This is a genomic window from Enterobacter sp. 940_PEND, from assembly GCF_001059415.1.
In the GTDB taxonomy this organism is placed as follows: Bacteria; Pseudomonadota; Gammaproteobacteria; order Enterobacterales; family Enterobacteriaceae; genus Enterobacter; species Enterobacter cloacae_M.
In genome coordinates this window covers 69,037-82,367 of sequence record NZ_JUMS01000043.1, presented here as the reverse complement: position 1 = coordinate 82,367, position 13,331 = coordinate 69,037, and the positions used below count along the sequence as shown (strand labels likewise).

Sequence of the window (13,331 nt, the reverse complement as noted above, 5' to 3'; positions counted from 1 at the left end):
AAGGCAGGGAAAGTGAGATATAAAGAACTACCCCAGCCTCTCCACCTTCGTCTCCCCCTCAACCATCGATAGCTGATACAGCGAAAACGACCTCTGCTTCTCAATCAACTGCGCCAGCTCCGGCGAGTGGCTGGTGAGCCAGATCTGCGAGTAGCGGCTGGCCTCGGCGATTAAGCTCGCCAGCGCGGGCAGCATCTGCGGGTGCAGGCTGTTTTCCGGTTCGTTCAACGCGATAAACGCCGGTGGGCGCGGGCTGAGCAGCGCTACCGCCAGGCACAGAAAGCGCAGAGTGCCGTCGGAGAACTCCGCCGGTTCCAGCGGTCTGCTCAGCCCCTCGCGCTGCATCATCATGCGAAAACGTCCGCCGGTGTTGTCGCTGTAAAACACGCAGCCGGGGAAGGCCTGATCGAGAATGCGCATCAGCAGCAGCTCGTCGCCAATCTCCACGATAGTCTGAAACGCCGCTGCCAGGTTGGCGCCGTCGCTGGCCAGCACCGGGGAGCGGAAGCCGACCTGCGGGGCCCGCATCGCCGATCCGATTGATACAGAAAACTCATGATAAAAGCGCCAGTTACGCAGGGACTCACGCATCTGCGACACTTCCGGATAAAGATGCGGTTCGCCGAGCTGTCCGAACACCGATTCGTTCTCGTACAGCGTGCCGCTGTGGGTCACTTTCTCGTGATGCACGTTGTTGAGAAACACCGCCTGGTTCTTACGCTTCATCAGCTGTGATGAAGGCCGACGGTGCTGGCCGCTCAGCCAGATGGACTCCTCTTTGATCACCGGATCGAGCTGAAACTGCGAGGGATAGGGCAGCTTCTCCACAAACCCGACCTGCAGCTCGTATTCGTAGGACTCTGTTTCCACGGCCAGATTCATCCGTCGTAGCTGGTCGCTGCGGGTTTTGCCTGCCCAGAACACCTTCAGAATGCCGCCCTCGTTTGCCAGCGCCTGGGAAAACTGCCCCTGGGCGGCGCTGTGCATCAGATGTATCGCCTTGTAGATATTCGATTTTCCGGTGCCGTTCGGCCCGAAGACGATATTAAGCTGCTCCAGCTCCAGCGACATCTCGCGGATGGATCGGTAGTTTTGAATGTGCAGGGTGTTGATCACAGGCAGGTCCCTTTCGCAGAATAAGCCTGTATATAATCACAGTCTTTGAGGTGAAATGCAAAAAAGAGACGACAGTGAGGATGTCGTCTAAACGGGGTACTGCTTTGGGCCTCTACGGGTCAATGGGGCCTTCGCATTTTTATGATCACTTGACTGCCAGACGCAGACCCAAATCATCAGGATAGGGATCAAAGTAGTTTTGCGTCATCAGATACCGGTCGGGGTATTCGGCCAGGTAGTGCTTCAGCAGCGTGATCGGGGCGAGAATAGGCAACTGTCCGTTGCGATAGTGCAGGATCACGTCGCGCAGCTCGCCGCGCTGGCGGGTGTTCAGCTGGTTACGGAAATACCCCTGGATATGCATCAGCACGTTGGTGTGATTCTTCCGCGAGGCGGGTTTTTTCAGGATGGTCATTAGTTTTTCCCGGTACGCCACGAAGAAGGCGTCCAGGTCTTCCCACTCGTGCAGCGAGGCAACGAACGGGCCGATTTCACGGTAGCCCGCCTGATGGTGCGCCAGCAGCTGCAATTTATAGCGGCTGTGGAAATCCAGCAGCCCACGTCGCGTGAGACCTTTATCGCGCAGCGTGTTTAGCTCGTGCAGGGCAAATACCCGCTCGATAAAGTTTTCCCGCAGCACCGGGTCGTGCAGCCGACCGTCTTCCTCGACGGGCAGCCACGGGTAGGTTTCAAGAAGGGCGGCGGTGAACAGCCCGACGCCCTCCTTGCGGCCCCGGTTGCCGTTTTCATCGTACAGCCGCACGCGTTCCAGGCCGCAGCTTGGGGATTTTGCACAGACGATAAATCCCGACAGATCGCCGATTTTTGGCAGATAGTCCGCCGTGAACTCGGCCATTTTCTGCGTGAGGTCATCATGAGGCGGTTTGCTGAAACGGAGCTGCGTTTCGCCGCTGTCCGTCAGCGTCAGGCGTATGGCCGGGCGAGGCGTCGGCAGACCGATAGCCATTTCCGGGCAGACGGGCCTAAAATTCACCCACTGGGCCAGCTCATCCATGACGAAGCCCATACGCTTGTGTCCGCCGTCAAAGCGAACGGCGGATCCGGTCAAACATCCGCTAATACCGAGCACAGGTTTCGTTGTCATGGTGTAGTCCTCCCGTTCATATAATTAAAACTTACACAACATGACTAATTTGTCCAAGTATTAGCGGAACTATTTTTTTTATTCCTTTAAAATCAACGCGTCTTAACTACCCTTGTAGGTCGAGTAACCGTACTGGCTCAGCAGAAGCGGGATGTGCAGCTTCTCGTTGGTGCGGGTCACGGTAAACAGCACCGGGATCTCCGGGAAGAAGGAGTCCAGCTTTTTGCCGTGGAAGTACTCTGCGGTTTTGAAGGTCACTTTATACACGCCAGGCTGCATGTCCTGATCCTGCGGATAGAGCGATTTGATGCGGCCGTCGTGGTCGGTTTTGCCGTTGGCAATCGGGGTCCATTTGTCCTGCTGCTGTTTCTCCAGCGTAACGGTCACGTCCGATGGCGGCATCCCGGTTTGCTGGTCGAGAATGTGGACGCTAAGCGTGCCGGCAGGGGCGCTAAAGGCAGCAGGGGCAAAGGCCATCGAGGCCAGGATCAGCAGAGGGGCAGTTTTTTTCATGGTGTTTTCCTGTGGAGTTATTCGTTACAGGAAAACGTTAGCATCTGCGGCGTGGGAAAATATTCAACTTTTCGTGAAGATTCCCGCAGGAGAAAATTATCAGAGGATAATCACTTCAAGCGATACCTGCTGCTGCCACTGCTCCACCTGTTTTTTCCGCCCGGCGGTGAGTTTGCCGCTGGTGACCAGAAGCCATTTGCGCTCCGGGAAAATTTCCGGTGCCAGCGCGTCAGGCGGAACCGGCAGGATGTCGATTCGGTGGCCCTGTCCGGTGCGCGTTAAGGCTTCGAGCCAGATCTCGCACGGGTCGTTCAGGTGCCAGCCGCTGAGCAGAATGTTATCGCCCGGCGCTTTTTTATCGCCTTCGAGGCAAAACGAGGTGTAGGCGATGATGATGCCGTCGAGGATCGCACGCAGGGTCATGGCGGCGGCGACGTTGGCCGAGACCTGGCCGCGCAGCGGGCGCAGCACGTTCGCGACCAGCTCCGGCCTGGGGTATTCGCGTCCGGCGTCGTAAATCATCTGGCGCAGGGACTCGACCTTGCCGTCCTGCAGGCGTTGCAGCATGTTCTGCTGCAGGGTTTGCCAGTTGTTGGTCCGACCCGGCGTCGGGCGCTCCAGCAGAGGTTTGACCTGGCCGATCGGGACGCCTTTTTTGACCCAGTCGAGAATTTTTAGCGCCTGCTGGACGTCCTCGTCGCTGTACTGGCGGTGGCCGCCCTCCGTGCGCTGTGGCTTGAGTAAACCATAGCGACGCTGCCACGCCCGCAGGGTGGTGGCGGTGATGCCGCTGAGTCTGGCGAATTCGCCGATGGAGTAAGCCATGTCCGTGTCCAGAGTGGAGGAATACTCTCAATATACTACGAATTTTCCCGAACGGGATGAAGCGCCGAAACGGTGCACTACACTTAACGTCCAACCGTGCAAATGAAAGGAATTCTCATGAAGCTATGGCCTGTTGTGACCGGTGTTGCCATTGCGCTGACGCTGGTCGCCTGTAAATCCCCTACGCCGCCGAAAGGCGTGCAGCCTATCACCAACTTCGAAGCCAGCCGCTATCTCGGCAAATGGTACGAAGTCGCCCGGCTGGAAAATCGCTTTGAGCGCGGGCTGGAGCAGGTAACCGCTACCTACGGCAAGCGTAGCGACGGCGGCATCAGCGTGCTCAACAGGGGCTACGATCCGGTGAAGAACAAGTGGAACGAGAGCGAAGGCAAAGCGTACTTTACCGGCGAGCCAACCACCGCCGCGCTTAAGGTGTCCTTCTTCGGCCCGTTCTACGGCGGCTATAACGTGATCAGGCTGGACGATAAGTACCAGTACGCCCTGGTCAGCGGCCCGAACCGCGATTACCTGTGGATCCTGTCGCGCACGCCAACCATTCCGGATGCGGTGAAGCAGGATTACCTGAACACCGCGCGCAGTCTGGGCTTCCGGGTTGACCAGCTGGTGTGGGTGAAGCAGTAGCCCCTACTGGTAGGAAAACGTAATGCTGGCCAGCGCGTTGGCCGAGCCGGGGACCAGTTCACCGGTTCTGATGTACTGCGCCTGGAACGGTAACGTGAGCGTCTGCGCCGCCGTGGTGCTCTGGATAAAGAACTGGCCGGTCGTGCCCGCGGCCGAGCTGTCTGGCCCCATCGTCAGCGGCCCGCTGCCGTTGTAGAAAAACTGCACCCCAACGCCGGACGCCGTTGAGTCTCCGGTCAGGGTCACCACCGACGAGGTGTTCGACGGCGTGGTCTGATCGGTCATCACCGCGTGAACCGCCACGTTCGCGTCGCAGGTCAGGCCGACGGTAAACGTTCCCGATGGCGACGTGCTTCCCACCGTGGGCAGGGTACGCATATCGATGGTGCCCAGCGCCACGCTGGCGTTTTTGCTGCCAACCGTACATCCGCTGGCGGTTACCGTGATGCTGGTCGGGCTGATAATCACCTGCGCCGTTTTCGTTTCGTTGTTATAGGCGGTGAGCACCGCGGCGTTGATGGTCGGGATGTTATAGACGCCGGATTTCAGGGCGGCACCGGTTTTAATAAAGGTGACCTTTGCAGACCAGCCCAGATCCTGAGCAAACCCGCTGGTGCCCTCTGCCGGGTAGCTTTGCGTGATACCGGTTTGCAGGGGAATGTATTTTGTTCCCTTAAAATCCTTCAGCCCGATGATATACCCCACGCCCGGTACGCCGGTCTCAAAAACGGTGTAGTTCACCCCGTCGACTGTGACCGTCGCACCGCTCGTGATGGCGCTGCTGCTGGGCTGCAGCGTGCCTTTGTTGCAGGTAAAAACAATCCCGCACCAGAACACCTGCTGCACGCTGGCGGTGGCGCTCCAGGTCGAGCCGATAATGCTGCCCGGCACCACGGAATCCGCCGGCCCGCTGTAGGTCATAGGCTGAGGGGAGAGCGTAATGTCCGATTTCCAGTCCAGAGCCTGCACGCTGGCGCAGAAAAGTAATCCGCCGAGAAGAAATAATAAACGCATCATAGATACTCCGTTGTCCATGTGGCGAAGGCTGACACATCGCCAGCGCTGACGGATGCGCCGGTGGCTACCAGCTGCGCGTAAAAGGTCATCTGTACGCTGTCATCCCCCGCCATTCCGTACGCGGCGGTTTGTGTGTTCAGGGGAATGAGCCCGCTCTCTTTATTGAGGATCTGCACCGCCACGCCGGTAGCGCCACCGTCAGCAATTTTCAGAAGCTGCGGGTTGTCATCATCCGGCGTTCCGCTGAAGCGAATTTTTACGCCAGCAAAGGTTGGCCCGCACGCTTCAAGCCTGAGCGTAAAGGGCGTTTTGATATTGCTGACGGCTCCGGCGCGGTTGAACTGCTTGATGCCAATGGTGCCCAGCGGCACGTTTTGCACCTCAGAGCCCTCTGCAACCACGCAGGTGTTGCCAATCACATTGCCGGTGACGGAGACCAGCACGTCATACCCGCGAACGGGGAGAGCGAAAACCAGCAGTGCGATGCAGCCGATCCGGAACGTTACTGACATACCACCTCCTGAGAATAGAGACCGGTGCGGGCGTTATAGTTCTGCTTGTTTAAGGCGTAGGTAATGGCGCAGCGCTGGCGGCTGCCGCGGCCCCACACGGCGTTCAGCGTGCCCTTCTCTGACAAACCGGAGAGATACAGGCTGCCGCCATCGCCGACGATGCCGCTGGTTTTGTCATCATCGAGCGAGACCAGCGTGCCGAAGGGGAGCACGTCGTTGCCGTGACGCACGATAAACATCGCTTTAGCCCCCTGGTGCGTGATGAAGGTGGCGCGAACCAGGGCACCGTCGGTAGGCGTTTTGTTGGCGATGGCGTTTTCCAGCTCCACGTCATTGCCGGCGGTCGTCACGTCCAGCGCGACCTGGTTGACGCGATACGGCGTGGCGTACGGGATCACCGCGTAGCCCCGGCCGTCCGTTTTGATGCCCTTATGGTTAAGCACGGCGACGTTGCTGGCTCCCGGCGCTTTTACCAGAATGTTGGTGTTCCCGAGCGGCTGGCTCAGCGTCAGGCCATCTTCATGCACTACCGCGCCGCCGCTGATGCCGTAGCTGAGGTTGCGGGAGTCGCTGGCGTAGCTGTAGCCCAGGTTGTAGTCTCCCCACGCGCCTTCGTACTGCAGGGTGGCATCGCCGCCGTAGTGCTGTCGGGAGCTGTAGCGCTGGTTGACGCTATAGAACAGGTTTTCCTGGTCCGGCAGGTAGCCGCTCACGCCCGTGCTGGTGGTTGTGCCGGTGGAGTCCGCATGGGTCGTGGTAAAGCGCGCGCGGGTCGACAGCGTCGGGTTGCCCAGCGGGACCGAAATTGACATCGACAGGATGTTATCTTTCTTGTCGTCATACAGGCTCGAGCTTCGCTGGACGCTGACGCCAAGCGACACGTTGCGAAACGTGGCGTTCCACGCAAACTGCAGGCTTTGCGTGGTATTTGACGTGTTCCAGTAGGTCTGCTGATCCCACGACAGTGACAGCGAGCCATATTGTCCCATCGGCTGCGACAGCAGCAGCTGGTTTTTTGCCTTGCGCGACATGCGCAGGTTGTACACGTTGTCGTAATGGGTGGTGACGGTGCCATCGTCTTCCACCGTCTGCTTTGGCGATCCGCCCGACATCCCTTTGTACGTGGTGTCGCTGAGGGTATAAAACCCTTTCGTGGAGTAGCGCAGCGAGAAGAAGTTAACCCGCGTGCCAATGTCGTTCAGCAGCTTGCTGTAGCGCAGGCGCACCGAATCACCGGTATAGTGCCGATCGTCCGCCAGCTGGCTACGGGCGTGGGTCAGGTCGATGGAGTAGGCGCCAAAGCGGCCGAGGTTTTGCCCAAACCCGAGGGCCAGGCCGTTATAGCTATCGGCAAACTGCGCCCCGCCGTAAAACGTCAGGCCGTATCGCCAGCCGTAGAACAGTTCACCCTGCGCGAAAGAGGGCGAATCCTGATTGCCCGTCGGACGGTATTTCCCGGCGCCGAGGGCATATTTCACCTGTCCGTTACGCACCAGGTTCGGCACGCTGGCAAAGGGAAGCGTGTATTGCGTTTTGCTGCCGTCGTTCTCCTGAATGGTGACCGCCAGATCGCCTCCCGAGGAGGTCGGGTAGAGATCTTTCAGTACAAACGCCCCCGGCGGGACGGAGGTTTGATAGATGATGTTGCCGTTCTGGCGAACCGTGACCGTGGCGTTGCTGCGCGCGATGCCCCGGACTTCAGGCGCATAGCCGCTGAGGCTTGCGGGCAGCATGTTGTCATCGGTTTTCAGGGCGATACCGCGCAGGCCCACGGAGTCGAACACCTGCGCCGAGGTGTACGTTTCCCCGGCATACACCTGCGCGCGCAGGGCGTGAATATCGCGCTGCAGCCAGGTCTGCACGTGGGTAAGCTCATTGCTGTCTTTGGTCCACGTGGTGAAATCACGCAGCCGCCACGCGCCCAGGTTGACGCCGCTGTTGAGGCTCGCAAACAGCTGCTGCTCACGCGTGCGCGTCTCGCCGCGATACTCATTGTTCGAGCCATTGACCACGTAATTCAGCCACGCGGCAGGAATGCCCGCCTCCCAGCTTTCCGGGCTGACGTACCCGCGCGGCAAATTTCGCATCGCACTTTGCGGTACGGTGAAGCTCAGGGTGAGCGTCTTCTGGTCCAGATCAAACTGCGTATCCGCAAACGCCTTCGTTAAGAAAATGCAGCGCTGCGCCAGCGGCAGCGCTCCGCCCTTCGCCTGATGGCTATCGATGCCCAGCGCGGCGAATTGTTCAGGCGTGAGGCAGGGCAGCGCTTCACCCGTGCTGTCTTCAGCAAGGCGGAACGTGACGTTTCCCGTGAACGCATAATTCGTATTGATATACACGTTGAGATTGTAATCACCCGGCGGCAACGCGCTCCCGGCGTTGACCCAGGCGAGATCGGCGCTGTTTGCGCTCTCGCCGTTGAGGAACGCGGGGTTAAATTGCAGCTCGCTTTCAGCAGCCACGGCTTGCCGAATCACCAGGGAGATCACCGTGGCGCACAGGATTTTTATTTTCACGTGGTCACGCCTTACTGTTTTTATTATTGGGATAACGACGCGCGCGTGGCGGGGGTCCATGCCCCGTAATCGTTAATGGTTTGATAGCTCATGCTGCTCGCGTGGCTGAAGCGTTCAGCCAGCGTCACGCTGCCTTTCGGGGGCACCATCACCGGCTGCACCGGCATACCGTCAATTTTCACGTTGATGGTGGTGAGGTAGTACGGCGTTGGGTTACTGAGCGTCACTTTTCCGGCACGGTAGGCACCGGCCAGTTTTTTCCACGCCTCTCGCGGGGGCTCACTGAGTCCCTCCGGGCGATAAAAGACCTTGATGCGGTTAGCCGATGCAAACTGCAGCGTATTCCCGGCGCCGCTTTTCGCCTGCTGGGGGATGGCTTTGACCGTCATCCAGTAAAGCGTCTCCCGATCCGCTGGCAGGGCTTTGCCGTTAAACATGATTTTCACCGCGCTTTCGCTGGCCGGTTTTATGACGTAGAGCGGCGGCGTGATCGCGAAGTCGTTGGTGCGTTCGCCTTTCTCATTCTCCATCCACGACTGGATGAGGAACGTGGCGTCGGGATGGGTGTTTCTCACCTGCATCATGGCCTGGCTGGTGGCGCTGGAGTAGACCAATCGCGTTGCGCCCAGCCCCACGCCGCCGGCATAGACGGCGGAGGAACATAACGCGCCCGCCAGGCAAATCCATGTGTTTACGCGCATAGTGTTACTCCTGAAAGATAAAACAGGCCCGGCTCGCAGACCGGGCCTGAAGATTACGAATAGGTCACTGTGTAGGTTGCGACGGCGCTGGCATCACCCGCGGTGGCGCCGCCCTTCGGCGAGTAATATTTCGCGCTGAAGTTCAGGGTGTTGGCACCCTTACGCAGAGGGATGGCCGAAGCGGGTTCACCCAGCTTCACCACGTTGCCCTGCTCGTCATAAAGGCGAATAGCCACGTTTTGCGCAGAGTTGGCGCTGCCGTTTGCCCCGACGGACAAGCTATTAACATCGGAAGTGTCCGGCGTGCCGGTGAAGGTGACGGCCACGGTTGTGGCGGCAATCGGGTTCTCATCCGTAGAGGCTGAGGTATCGGCGATTTCGCAATCTTCCAGGGTGATGGCAAACGCTTTTGCCGTGCTGGCTTCGCTGCCGGCGGTCGCCAGCGTTGCGGTACGCACTTCACCCATATCCACGTCAATGTTGGCGCTTCCTGCGCTGATGGCGCAGGCGGAAGTCACCACTTTGCCGCTAAAGTTCACCGTGCCGCCGCTGGTGCCGGCAGCCAGGGCCGTGCCCGCTGGCAGTAATGCCGCAATAGCGATCGCGAGCAGCGTTTTATTATTGAATTGAGCTTTCATTGTCCTGATTCCATTATGGTGTTATGTCGAGATTTGCTCTGAAAGCAGCAGGTCTAACTGGTTAAAAAGACCAGCAAATCTGTCTTGTTCCTGAGCCCGAGTTTTCTTATCGCTGAGCTTTTTAACGCGCTGACACGACGGTAAGAAAGCTGCTCTGTTTCGGCGATGTAACGCATATCCAGACCCTTTCGCAGTTCCTTCAATACCCTCCATTCACCCGGCGTCAGCGATAACGCCGTGGGTTTTTTTATTGGGCGATAACGGCTATCGACCATTTTTAATACGCTGGCTCGCCAGTGATAAAGCGGGTCCTGCAGCGAGAGATAGGCGTCTATTTCACCGCGTATCCACAGCCAGGAATTTGCCGGTGCGGAATACATGCAAATAAGTACGTCGGGATAAAGGACTTTCATCTTCCTGATATATTTCAGGCAGTCATATCCGGCGTGATATTTCTCCATGCCGGATAAAAAAATCACGTCTACCGGTGCGGCCGCGAGTATCGTTTCGATCTCCGCGTAATTATCGATCGATGCCGTAATCTGCATAGCCGGGACAATATTTTTTAATAACGCGGCGATCCCCTGGCGCGCAAAGTGATCTCCACCCAATAGCGCGATATTTAAATGACGTGTGTTGTTGAGCTTATTCGCCATGTCATTCCCTCGATTTATAATTGTAATGAGACTCGTCTGTCTGGCAGAACGATGCCTGTATTTTCGAAGCAATTAAGCATTGCACGGTGTGAGCCCACTATACTCAGGGCGTAAAAGAGGTAACCTGAATTAATCTTAATTTGTTTTAAGTACGGTTTAGGTGTAGCGTCAATTTCTCCTCGCTGAACCGGCTTTTGCTTATCTGCCTGAAAATAATCATACCGATAGTTTTTATTGAAAAGTTAGCTTTAATAAATGTTTTGTAAGGAAATAGTCTGGGGGCGTCATGCGACGCGGGTTGTTACTGACGGTGACTAACAGTTCCGTGCCGAAATTGTTAATTAAGACGACAGGTTTCGAATGGGGCATAATTTCGAAACCCGCCGGGAACGCCCGTCCTCTCTCCTTTTTGTTAAAAAAACAAATTAAGGGTGCTGAATAATTCAGACAATGATGGCTAAACCGTTCAACGGGCGGATTTGTCGAGTTTTGTCAGTGTCAAGACAGCTTTAAATAGCGGTTAAGAAAACTTTAGACCCGTCAGATAAAGAGAAAGGAAAAATAAGAATTTTCGCCAGGCGCCAGGATATACAGTTGCGCATTTATCCGTCACATTAATCCTTACACAGGCGAGGGATACGCATGTTAACCGTGAAGGGAATCTACTGGAGCAACAGGCGTTGACCGGAGGTATTTAGCCCATTCTATGCATAAGCATTACATTATTAATGGCCTGGTAGAGTTTCATCCAGCGGCCAGCACATTACGCGATCTCAACAATCCTGACCGGGTGGTGGTATTAAATTCCCCGGCGGGGCGCTGTTTGTTGTTATTAATAGAAAGAGTCGGAAGTATTGTGACTCAACAGGAGTGCATGGATATTGTCTGGCAGCGCCGGGGGATGCTGGTTTCGCCTAATACCTACTACCAGAATATTTCTATTCTGCGTAAGGGGTTGAAGAAAGTGGGGTTTGAAACCGATCCGATTGTCACTATCCCGCGGATTGGACTGACGCTCGCAAGCGATACGCAAATCACCGTTAAAGAGACGCAGCCGCAGGCTGATGAGGAAGAACGTGCTGCTCCGGATCTCTGCGAAGAGACCGTCGCCCCGACCGACTCGACGCGCCGCTTCTGGCTGCCGGGCGCGCTGGTGCTATTGCTGATGCTGGCTGGCGTGAGCGTTATCAGCCATAACCTGCTGCATGACAGCTATTTCGTCGACGGGTACCGCTTCGCGATGAAGATGGGCGATTGCCAGCTCTATTTTTCTCGCGATATTGAAACGCAGCGCGACCGGGATAAAGCCCTGGCCTATGCCGCCCCGTTTAAGGACCAGTGCGCGAACTATCCCTGGGTGTACGTCAGCGGATACATCCTGCTGCCTCGCGCGTCGGTCATTCGCTGTGACAGGCCGATGACGGAACCCAACCGCTGTATGTCCGATTATTTTATAGAGGATCGCTAGTATGGTTCGCTACCGTCAAACGCTTGTTGCGCTCTGCCTGTGCCTGCTGATGGGGGCTGTCGTGGCGGCGTATTACCTCTGGCATCGCCATTACATTCAGCCCTTTTCCTGTCAGGCGAACTTTATTCAGCATCACCGTGATGAGACGCTCTCTCTGTGGCTGAATTACACCGTGGAGGGTAACAGCGGAATACTCAGCATGAATGGCCGGTTGAAAAGCGATCCCACGAAGACCCTGAATCGCAAAGTTTTCTTTCAGATTGAGCGCAAAGACAGCGTCTATAATCTGACATCCATACGCAATATGAAATTTCCGGACGACAACATCAGCGACAGCTGGCTGGAGAAGTACGAGCCCTTATTTTTTATCTATCCGAATAAGAATATTTATATGCGTATTAAGAAACAGCAGAATGAGAATTATTTATTTATTCTGGGGACGCTGCCGACCTATGTGTGCCACACGTCAAAAAACGGATAGCGACAGGGAGAAATGTTTTTAAGTTTTTGCGGGCATCATTTATGCTTGATTTAACAGCCAGGACCTATCTTAGGAAAATATAACAGCAACAATAATGTTGCGATAATGTAATTATTCTTCGGCAAGTTAATGAAAAATATAATTGATGATAGCGTCAGAATGACGCCTGCACGGAATAAATCCCTGCATATGGGTTTACTCCTGTGGCCCCATTTCTCGCTTTTCGCATATTCAGGATTAATAGAGGCGTTACGCATTGCATCCAGCGTCCAGAAGCGTAGCCAGAAAATACGCTTTAAACTCAGTCATATAAGCACTTATCCCGACTTACCGGTAGCGAGCAGCTCAGGGCTCAGCTTGCGGCCGGAGGCCGCCCATGCGCCGCCCGGTGACTTCGACTATATTGCGGCGATCGGCGGGGGTCTGGAGCATCTTCACCAGGGACACCGTGGCGACAGAGCGTTTCTCACGGATGCTTATCACAACAACGTTCCCCTGATAGGTATTGGTACCGGCAGCTTTATTCTGGCGGAGGAAGGCCTACTGAACGAGCGCCGCGCCTCGATTCATCCTCATCACCATGACGTTTTCACGCAACGCTTTCCGCAGGTTTATGCTGAGCAAGGCCTCGATTTTATCGACGAAGGCGATTTGCTGACCTGCCCGGGCGGGATCTCAACGCTCACCCTGGTAACGGCGCTTATCCGAGCCCACGGGGGAGACGACATTGCGGCCACCACCTCCCGGCGGCTGTCCCTTCCTCCGCATGACGCCGCCACGCCGCGGCCCGCGAATATCGCCATGATCCCTGATTCACGGCTGCGCAGGGCGGTGACGATCGTCGAACAGTATCTGACTCACCCGCTGAACGCCGCCAGGCTCGCGCAGGACGTTAAGCTGAGCGAGCGCCAGCTTAACCGCCTGTTTCACGCCGAGTTTGGCAAAACGGCGCGGGAATTTATTCGCAGCGCCAGGCTGCGCTATGCCTGCTGGCTGCTGAAAAACTCTCAGCAAAGCGTTACGGATATTGCGCGACGGATGCGGTTTAGCGACTGCGCCCACTTTATTCGTCATTTTCAGACCGAGTACGGCTGCACGCCGGGGGTATGGCGCACGTCGCAGAACTGATGCACCTATTTCG

General features: G+C 56.5%; 14 protein-coding genes. 4 read left to right on the top strand and 10 right to left on the bottom strand.

Annotated features, from left to right (window positions below; all coding sequences use genetic code 11):
* Window positions 1–27: 27 nt before the first annotated feature.
* The 4 genes from ADJ24_RS06540 to ADJ24_RS06525 form a co-directional block, all read right to left on the bottom strand.
* Complete coding sequence (locus ADJ24_RS06540; protein WP_023309854.1) at window positions 28–1,116, bottom strand: AAA family ATPase; 1,089 nt, start codon at window positions 1,114–1,116, stop codon at window positions 28–30.
* A 145-nt stretch (window positions 1,117–1,261) separates the two neighbouring features.
* A complete protein-coding gene (locus ADJ24_RS06535; protein WP_023309855.1) occupies window positions 1,262–2,221 on the bottom strand; it encodes a YbgA family protein in 960 nt (319 codons plus the stop codon).
* Between the two features lie 102 nt (window positions 2,222–2,323).
* Complete coding sequence (uraH, locus tag ADJ24_RS06530; RefSeq protein WP_023309856.1) at window positions 2,324–2,734, bottom strand: hydroxyisourate hydrolase; 411 nt, start codon at window positions 2,732–2,734, stop codon at window positions 2,324–2,326.
* Between the two features lie 99 nt (window positions 2,735–2,833).
* A complete protein-coding gene (locus ADJ24_RS06525) occupies window positions 2,834–3,559 on the bottom strand; it encodes a MerR family transcriptional regulator (RefSeq protein ID WP_023309857.1) in 726 nt (241 codons plus the stop codon).
* A 117-nt stretch (window positions 3,560–3,676) separates the two neighbouring features.
* Here ADJ24_RS06525 and ADJ24_RS06520 point away from each other — a divergent pair, with 117 nt between their 5' ends.
* Entirely contained in the window at window positions 3,677–4,201 is a 525-nt protein-coding gene (locus tag ADJ24_RS06520) for a lipocalin family protein (RefSeq protein WP_008500115.1), read from the top strand.
* Window positions 4,202–4,204: 3 nt separating this feature from the next.
* Here ADJ24_RS06520 and ADJ24_RS06515 read toward each other — a convergent pair whose 3' ends face one another.
* The 6 genes from ADJ24_RS06515 to ADJ24_RS06490 are packed head-to-tail and all read right to left on the bottom strand — an operon-like array spanning window position 4,205 to window position 10,241.
* Window positions 4,205–5,215, bottom strand: a complete 1,011-nt coding sequence (locus ADJ24_RS06515; RefSeq protein ID WP_032668285.1) for a fimbrial protein — start codon at window positions 5,213–5,215, stop codon at window positions 4,205–4,207.
* Window positions 5,215–5,730, bottom strand: coding sequence for a fimbrial protein (locus ADJ24_RS06510; protein ID WP_023309859.1), 516 nt, complete (start codon window positions 5,728–5,730; stop codon window positions 5,215–5,217). Before ADJ24_RS06510 ends, ADJ24_RS06515 begins: the two co-directional genes overlap by 1 nt.
* Complete coding sequence (locus tag ADJ24_RS06505) at window positions 5,721–8,246, bottom strand: fimbria/pilus outer membrane usher protein (protein ID WP_023309860.1); 2,526 nt, start codon at window positions 8,244–8,246, stop codon at window positions 5,721–5,723. The genes ADJ24_RS06510 and ADJ24_RS06505 overlap by 10 nt, the downstream gene beginning before the upstream one ends.
* Window positions 8,247–8,269: 23 nt before the next feature.
* Window positions 8,270–8,947 (bottom strand): fimbrial biogenesis chaperone, encoded by a 678-nt coding sequence (locus ADJ24_RS06500; protein WP_023309861.1) that lies wholly within the window; start codon window positions 8,945–8,947, stop codon window positions 8,270–8,272.
* 53 nt (window positions 8,948–9,000) lie between these two features.
* Window positions 9,001–9,585 carry a fimbrial protein gene (locus ADJ24_RS06495; RefSeq protein WP_023309862.1) on the bottom strand — a complete coding sequence of 195 codons (585 nt, stop codon included), beginning with the start codon at window positions 9,583–9,585 and terminating at the stop codon, window positions 9,001–9,003.
* A 53-nt stretch (window positions 9,586–9,638) separates the two neighbouring features.
* A complete protein-coding gene (locus ADJ24_RS06490; RefSeq protein WP_023309863.1) occupies window positions 9,639–10,241 on the bottom strand; it encodes a helix-turn-helix transcriptional regulator in 603 nt (200 codons plus the stop codon).
* Window positions 10,242–10,947: 706 nt separating this feature from the next.
* On the opposite strand from ADJ24_RS06490, the gene ADJ24_RS06485 reads away from it, so the two are divergent.
* The 3 genes from ADJ24_RS06485 to ADJ24_RS06475 all read left to right on the top strand — a co-directional run bounded on the left by ADJ24_RS06485 (window position 10,948) and on the right by ADJ24_RS06475 (window position 13,318).
* Window positions 10,948–11,709, top strand: coding sequence for a winged helix-turn-helix domain-containing protein (locus ADJ24_RS06485; protein ID WP_032667989.1), 762 nt, complete (start codon window positions 10,948–10,950; stop codon window positions 11,707–11,709).
* Between the two features lies 1 nt (window position 11,710).
* Window positions 11,711–12,190 carry a hypothetical protein gene (locus ADJ24_RS06480; RefSeq protein WP_023309865.1) on the top strand — a complete coding sequence of 160 codons (480 nt, stop codon included), beginning with the start codon at window positions 11,711–11,713 and terminating at the stop codon, window positions 12,188–12,190.
* 189 nt (window positions 12,191–12,379) lie between these two features.
* A complete protein-coding gene (locus ADJ24_RS06475) occupies window positions 12,380–13,318 on the top strand; it encodes a GlxA family transcriptional regulator (protein WP_048702287.1) in 939 nt (312 codons plus the stop codon).
* The last annotated feature ends 13 nt before the right edge of the window (window positions 13,319–13,331 follow it).

Excerpts from the sequence above, each read along its gene's own strand:
- uraH (WP_023309856.1), bottom strand. The coding sequence starts at position 2,734 with ATGAAAAAAACTGCCCCTCTGCTGATCCTGGCCTCGATGGCCTTTGCC.
- ADJ24_RS06475 (WP_048702287.1), top strand. The coding sequence starts at position 12,380 with ATGGGTTTACTCCTGTGGCCCCATTTCTCGCTTTTCGCATATTCAGGA.
- ADJ24_RS06485 (WP_032667989.1), top strand. The coding sequence starts at position 10,948 with ATGCATAAGCATTACATTATTAATGGCCTGGTAGAGTTTCATCCAGCG.
- ADJ24_RS06495 (WP_023309862.1), bottom strand. The coding sequence starts at position 9,585 with ATGAAAGCTCAATTCAATAATAAAACGCTGCTCGCGATCGCTATTGCG.
- ADJ24_RS06525 (WP_023309857.1), bottom strand. The coding sequence starts at position 3,559 with ATGGCTTACTCCATCGGCGAATTCGCCAGACTCAGCGGCATCACCGCC.
- ADJ24_RS06490 (WP_023309863.1), bottom strand. The coding sequence starts at position 10,241 with ATGGCGAATAAGCTCAACAACACACGTCATTTAAATATCGCGCTATTG.
- ADJ24_RS06480 (WP_023309865.1), top strand. The coding sequence starts at position 11,711 with ATGGTTCGCTACCGTCAAACGCTTGTTGCGCTCTGCCTGTGCCTGCTG.
- ADJ24_RS06535 (WP_023309855.1), bottom strand. The coding sequence starts at position 2,221 with ATGACAACGAAACCTGTGCTCGGTATTAGCGGATGTTTGACCGGATCC.
- ADJ24_RS06520 (WP_008500115.1), top strand. The coding sequence starts at position 3,677 with ATGAAGCTATGGCCTGTTGTGACCGGTGTTGCCATTGCGCTGACGCTG.
- ADJ24_RS06515 (WP_032668285.1), bottom strand. The coding sequence starts at position 5,215 with ATGCGTTTATTATTTCTTCTCGGCGGATTACTTTTCTGCGCCAGCGTG.
- ADJ24_RS06500 (WP_023309861.1), bottom strand. The coding sequence starts at position 8,947 with ATGCGCGTAAACACATGGATTTGCCTGGCGGGCGCGTTATGTTCCTCC.
- ADJ24_RS06510 (WP_023309859.1), bottom strand. The coding sequence starts at position 5,730 with ATGTCAGTAACGTTCCGGATCGGCTGCATCGCACTGCTGGTTTTCGCT.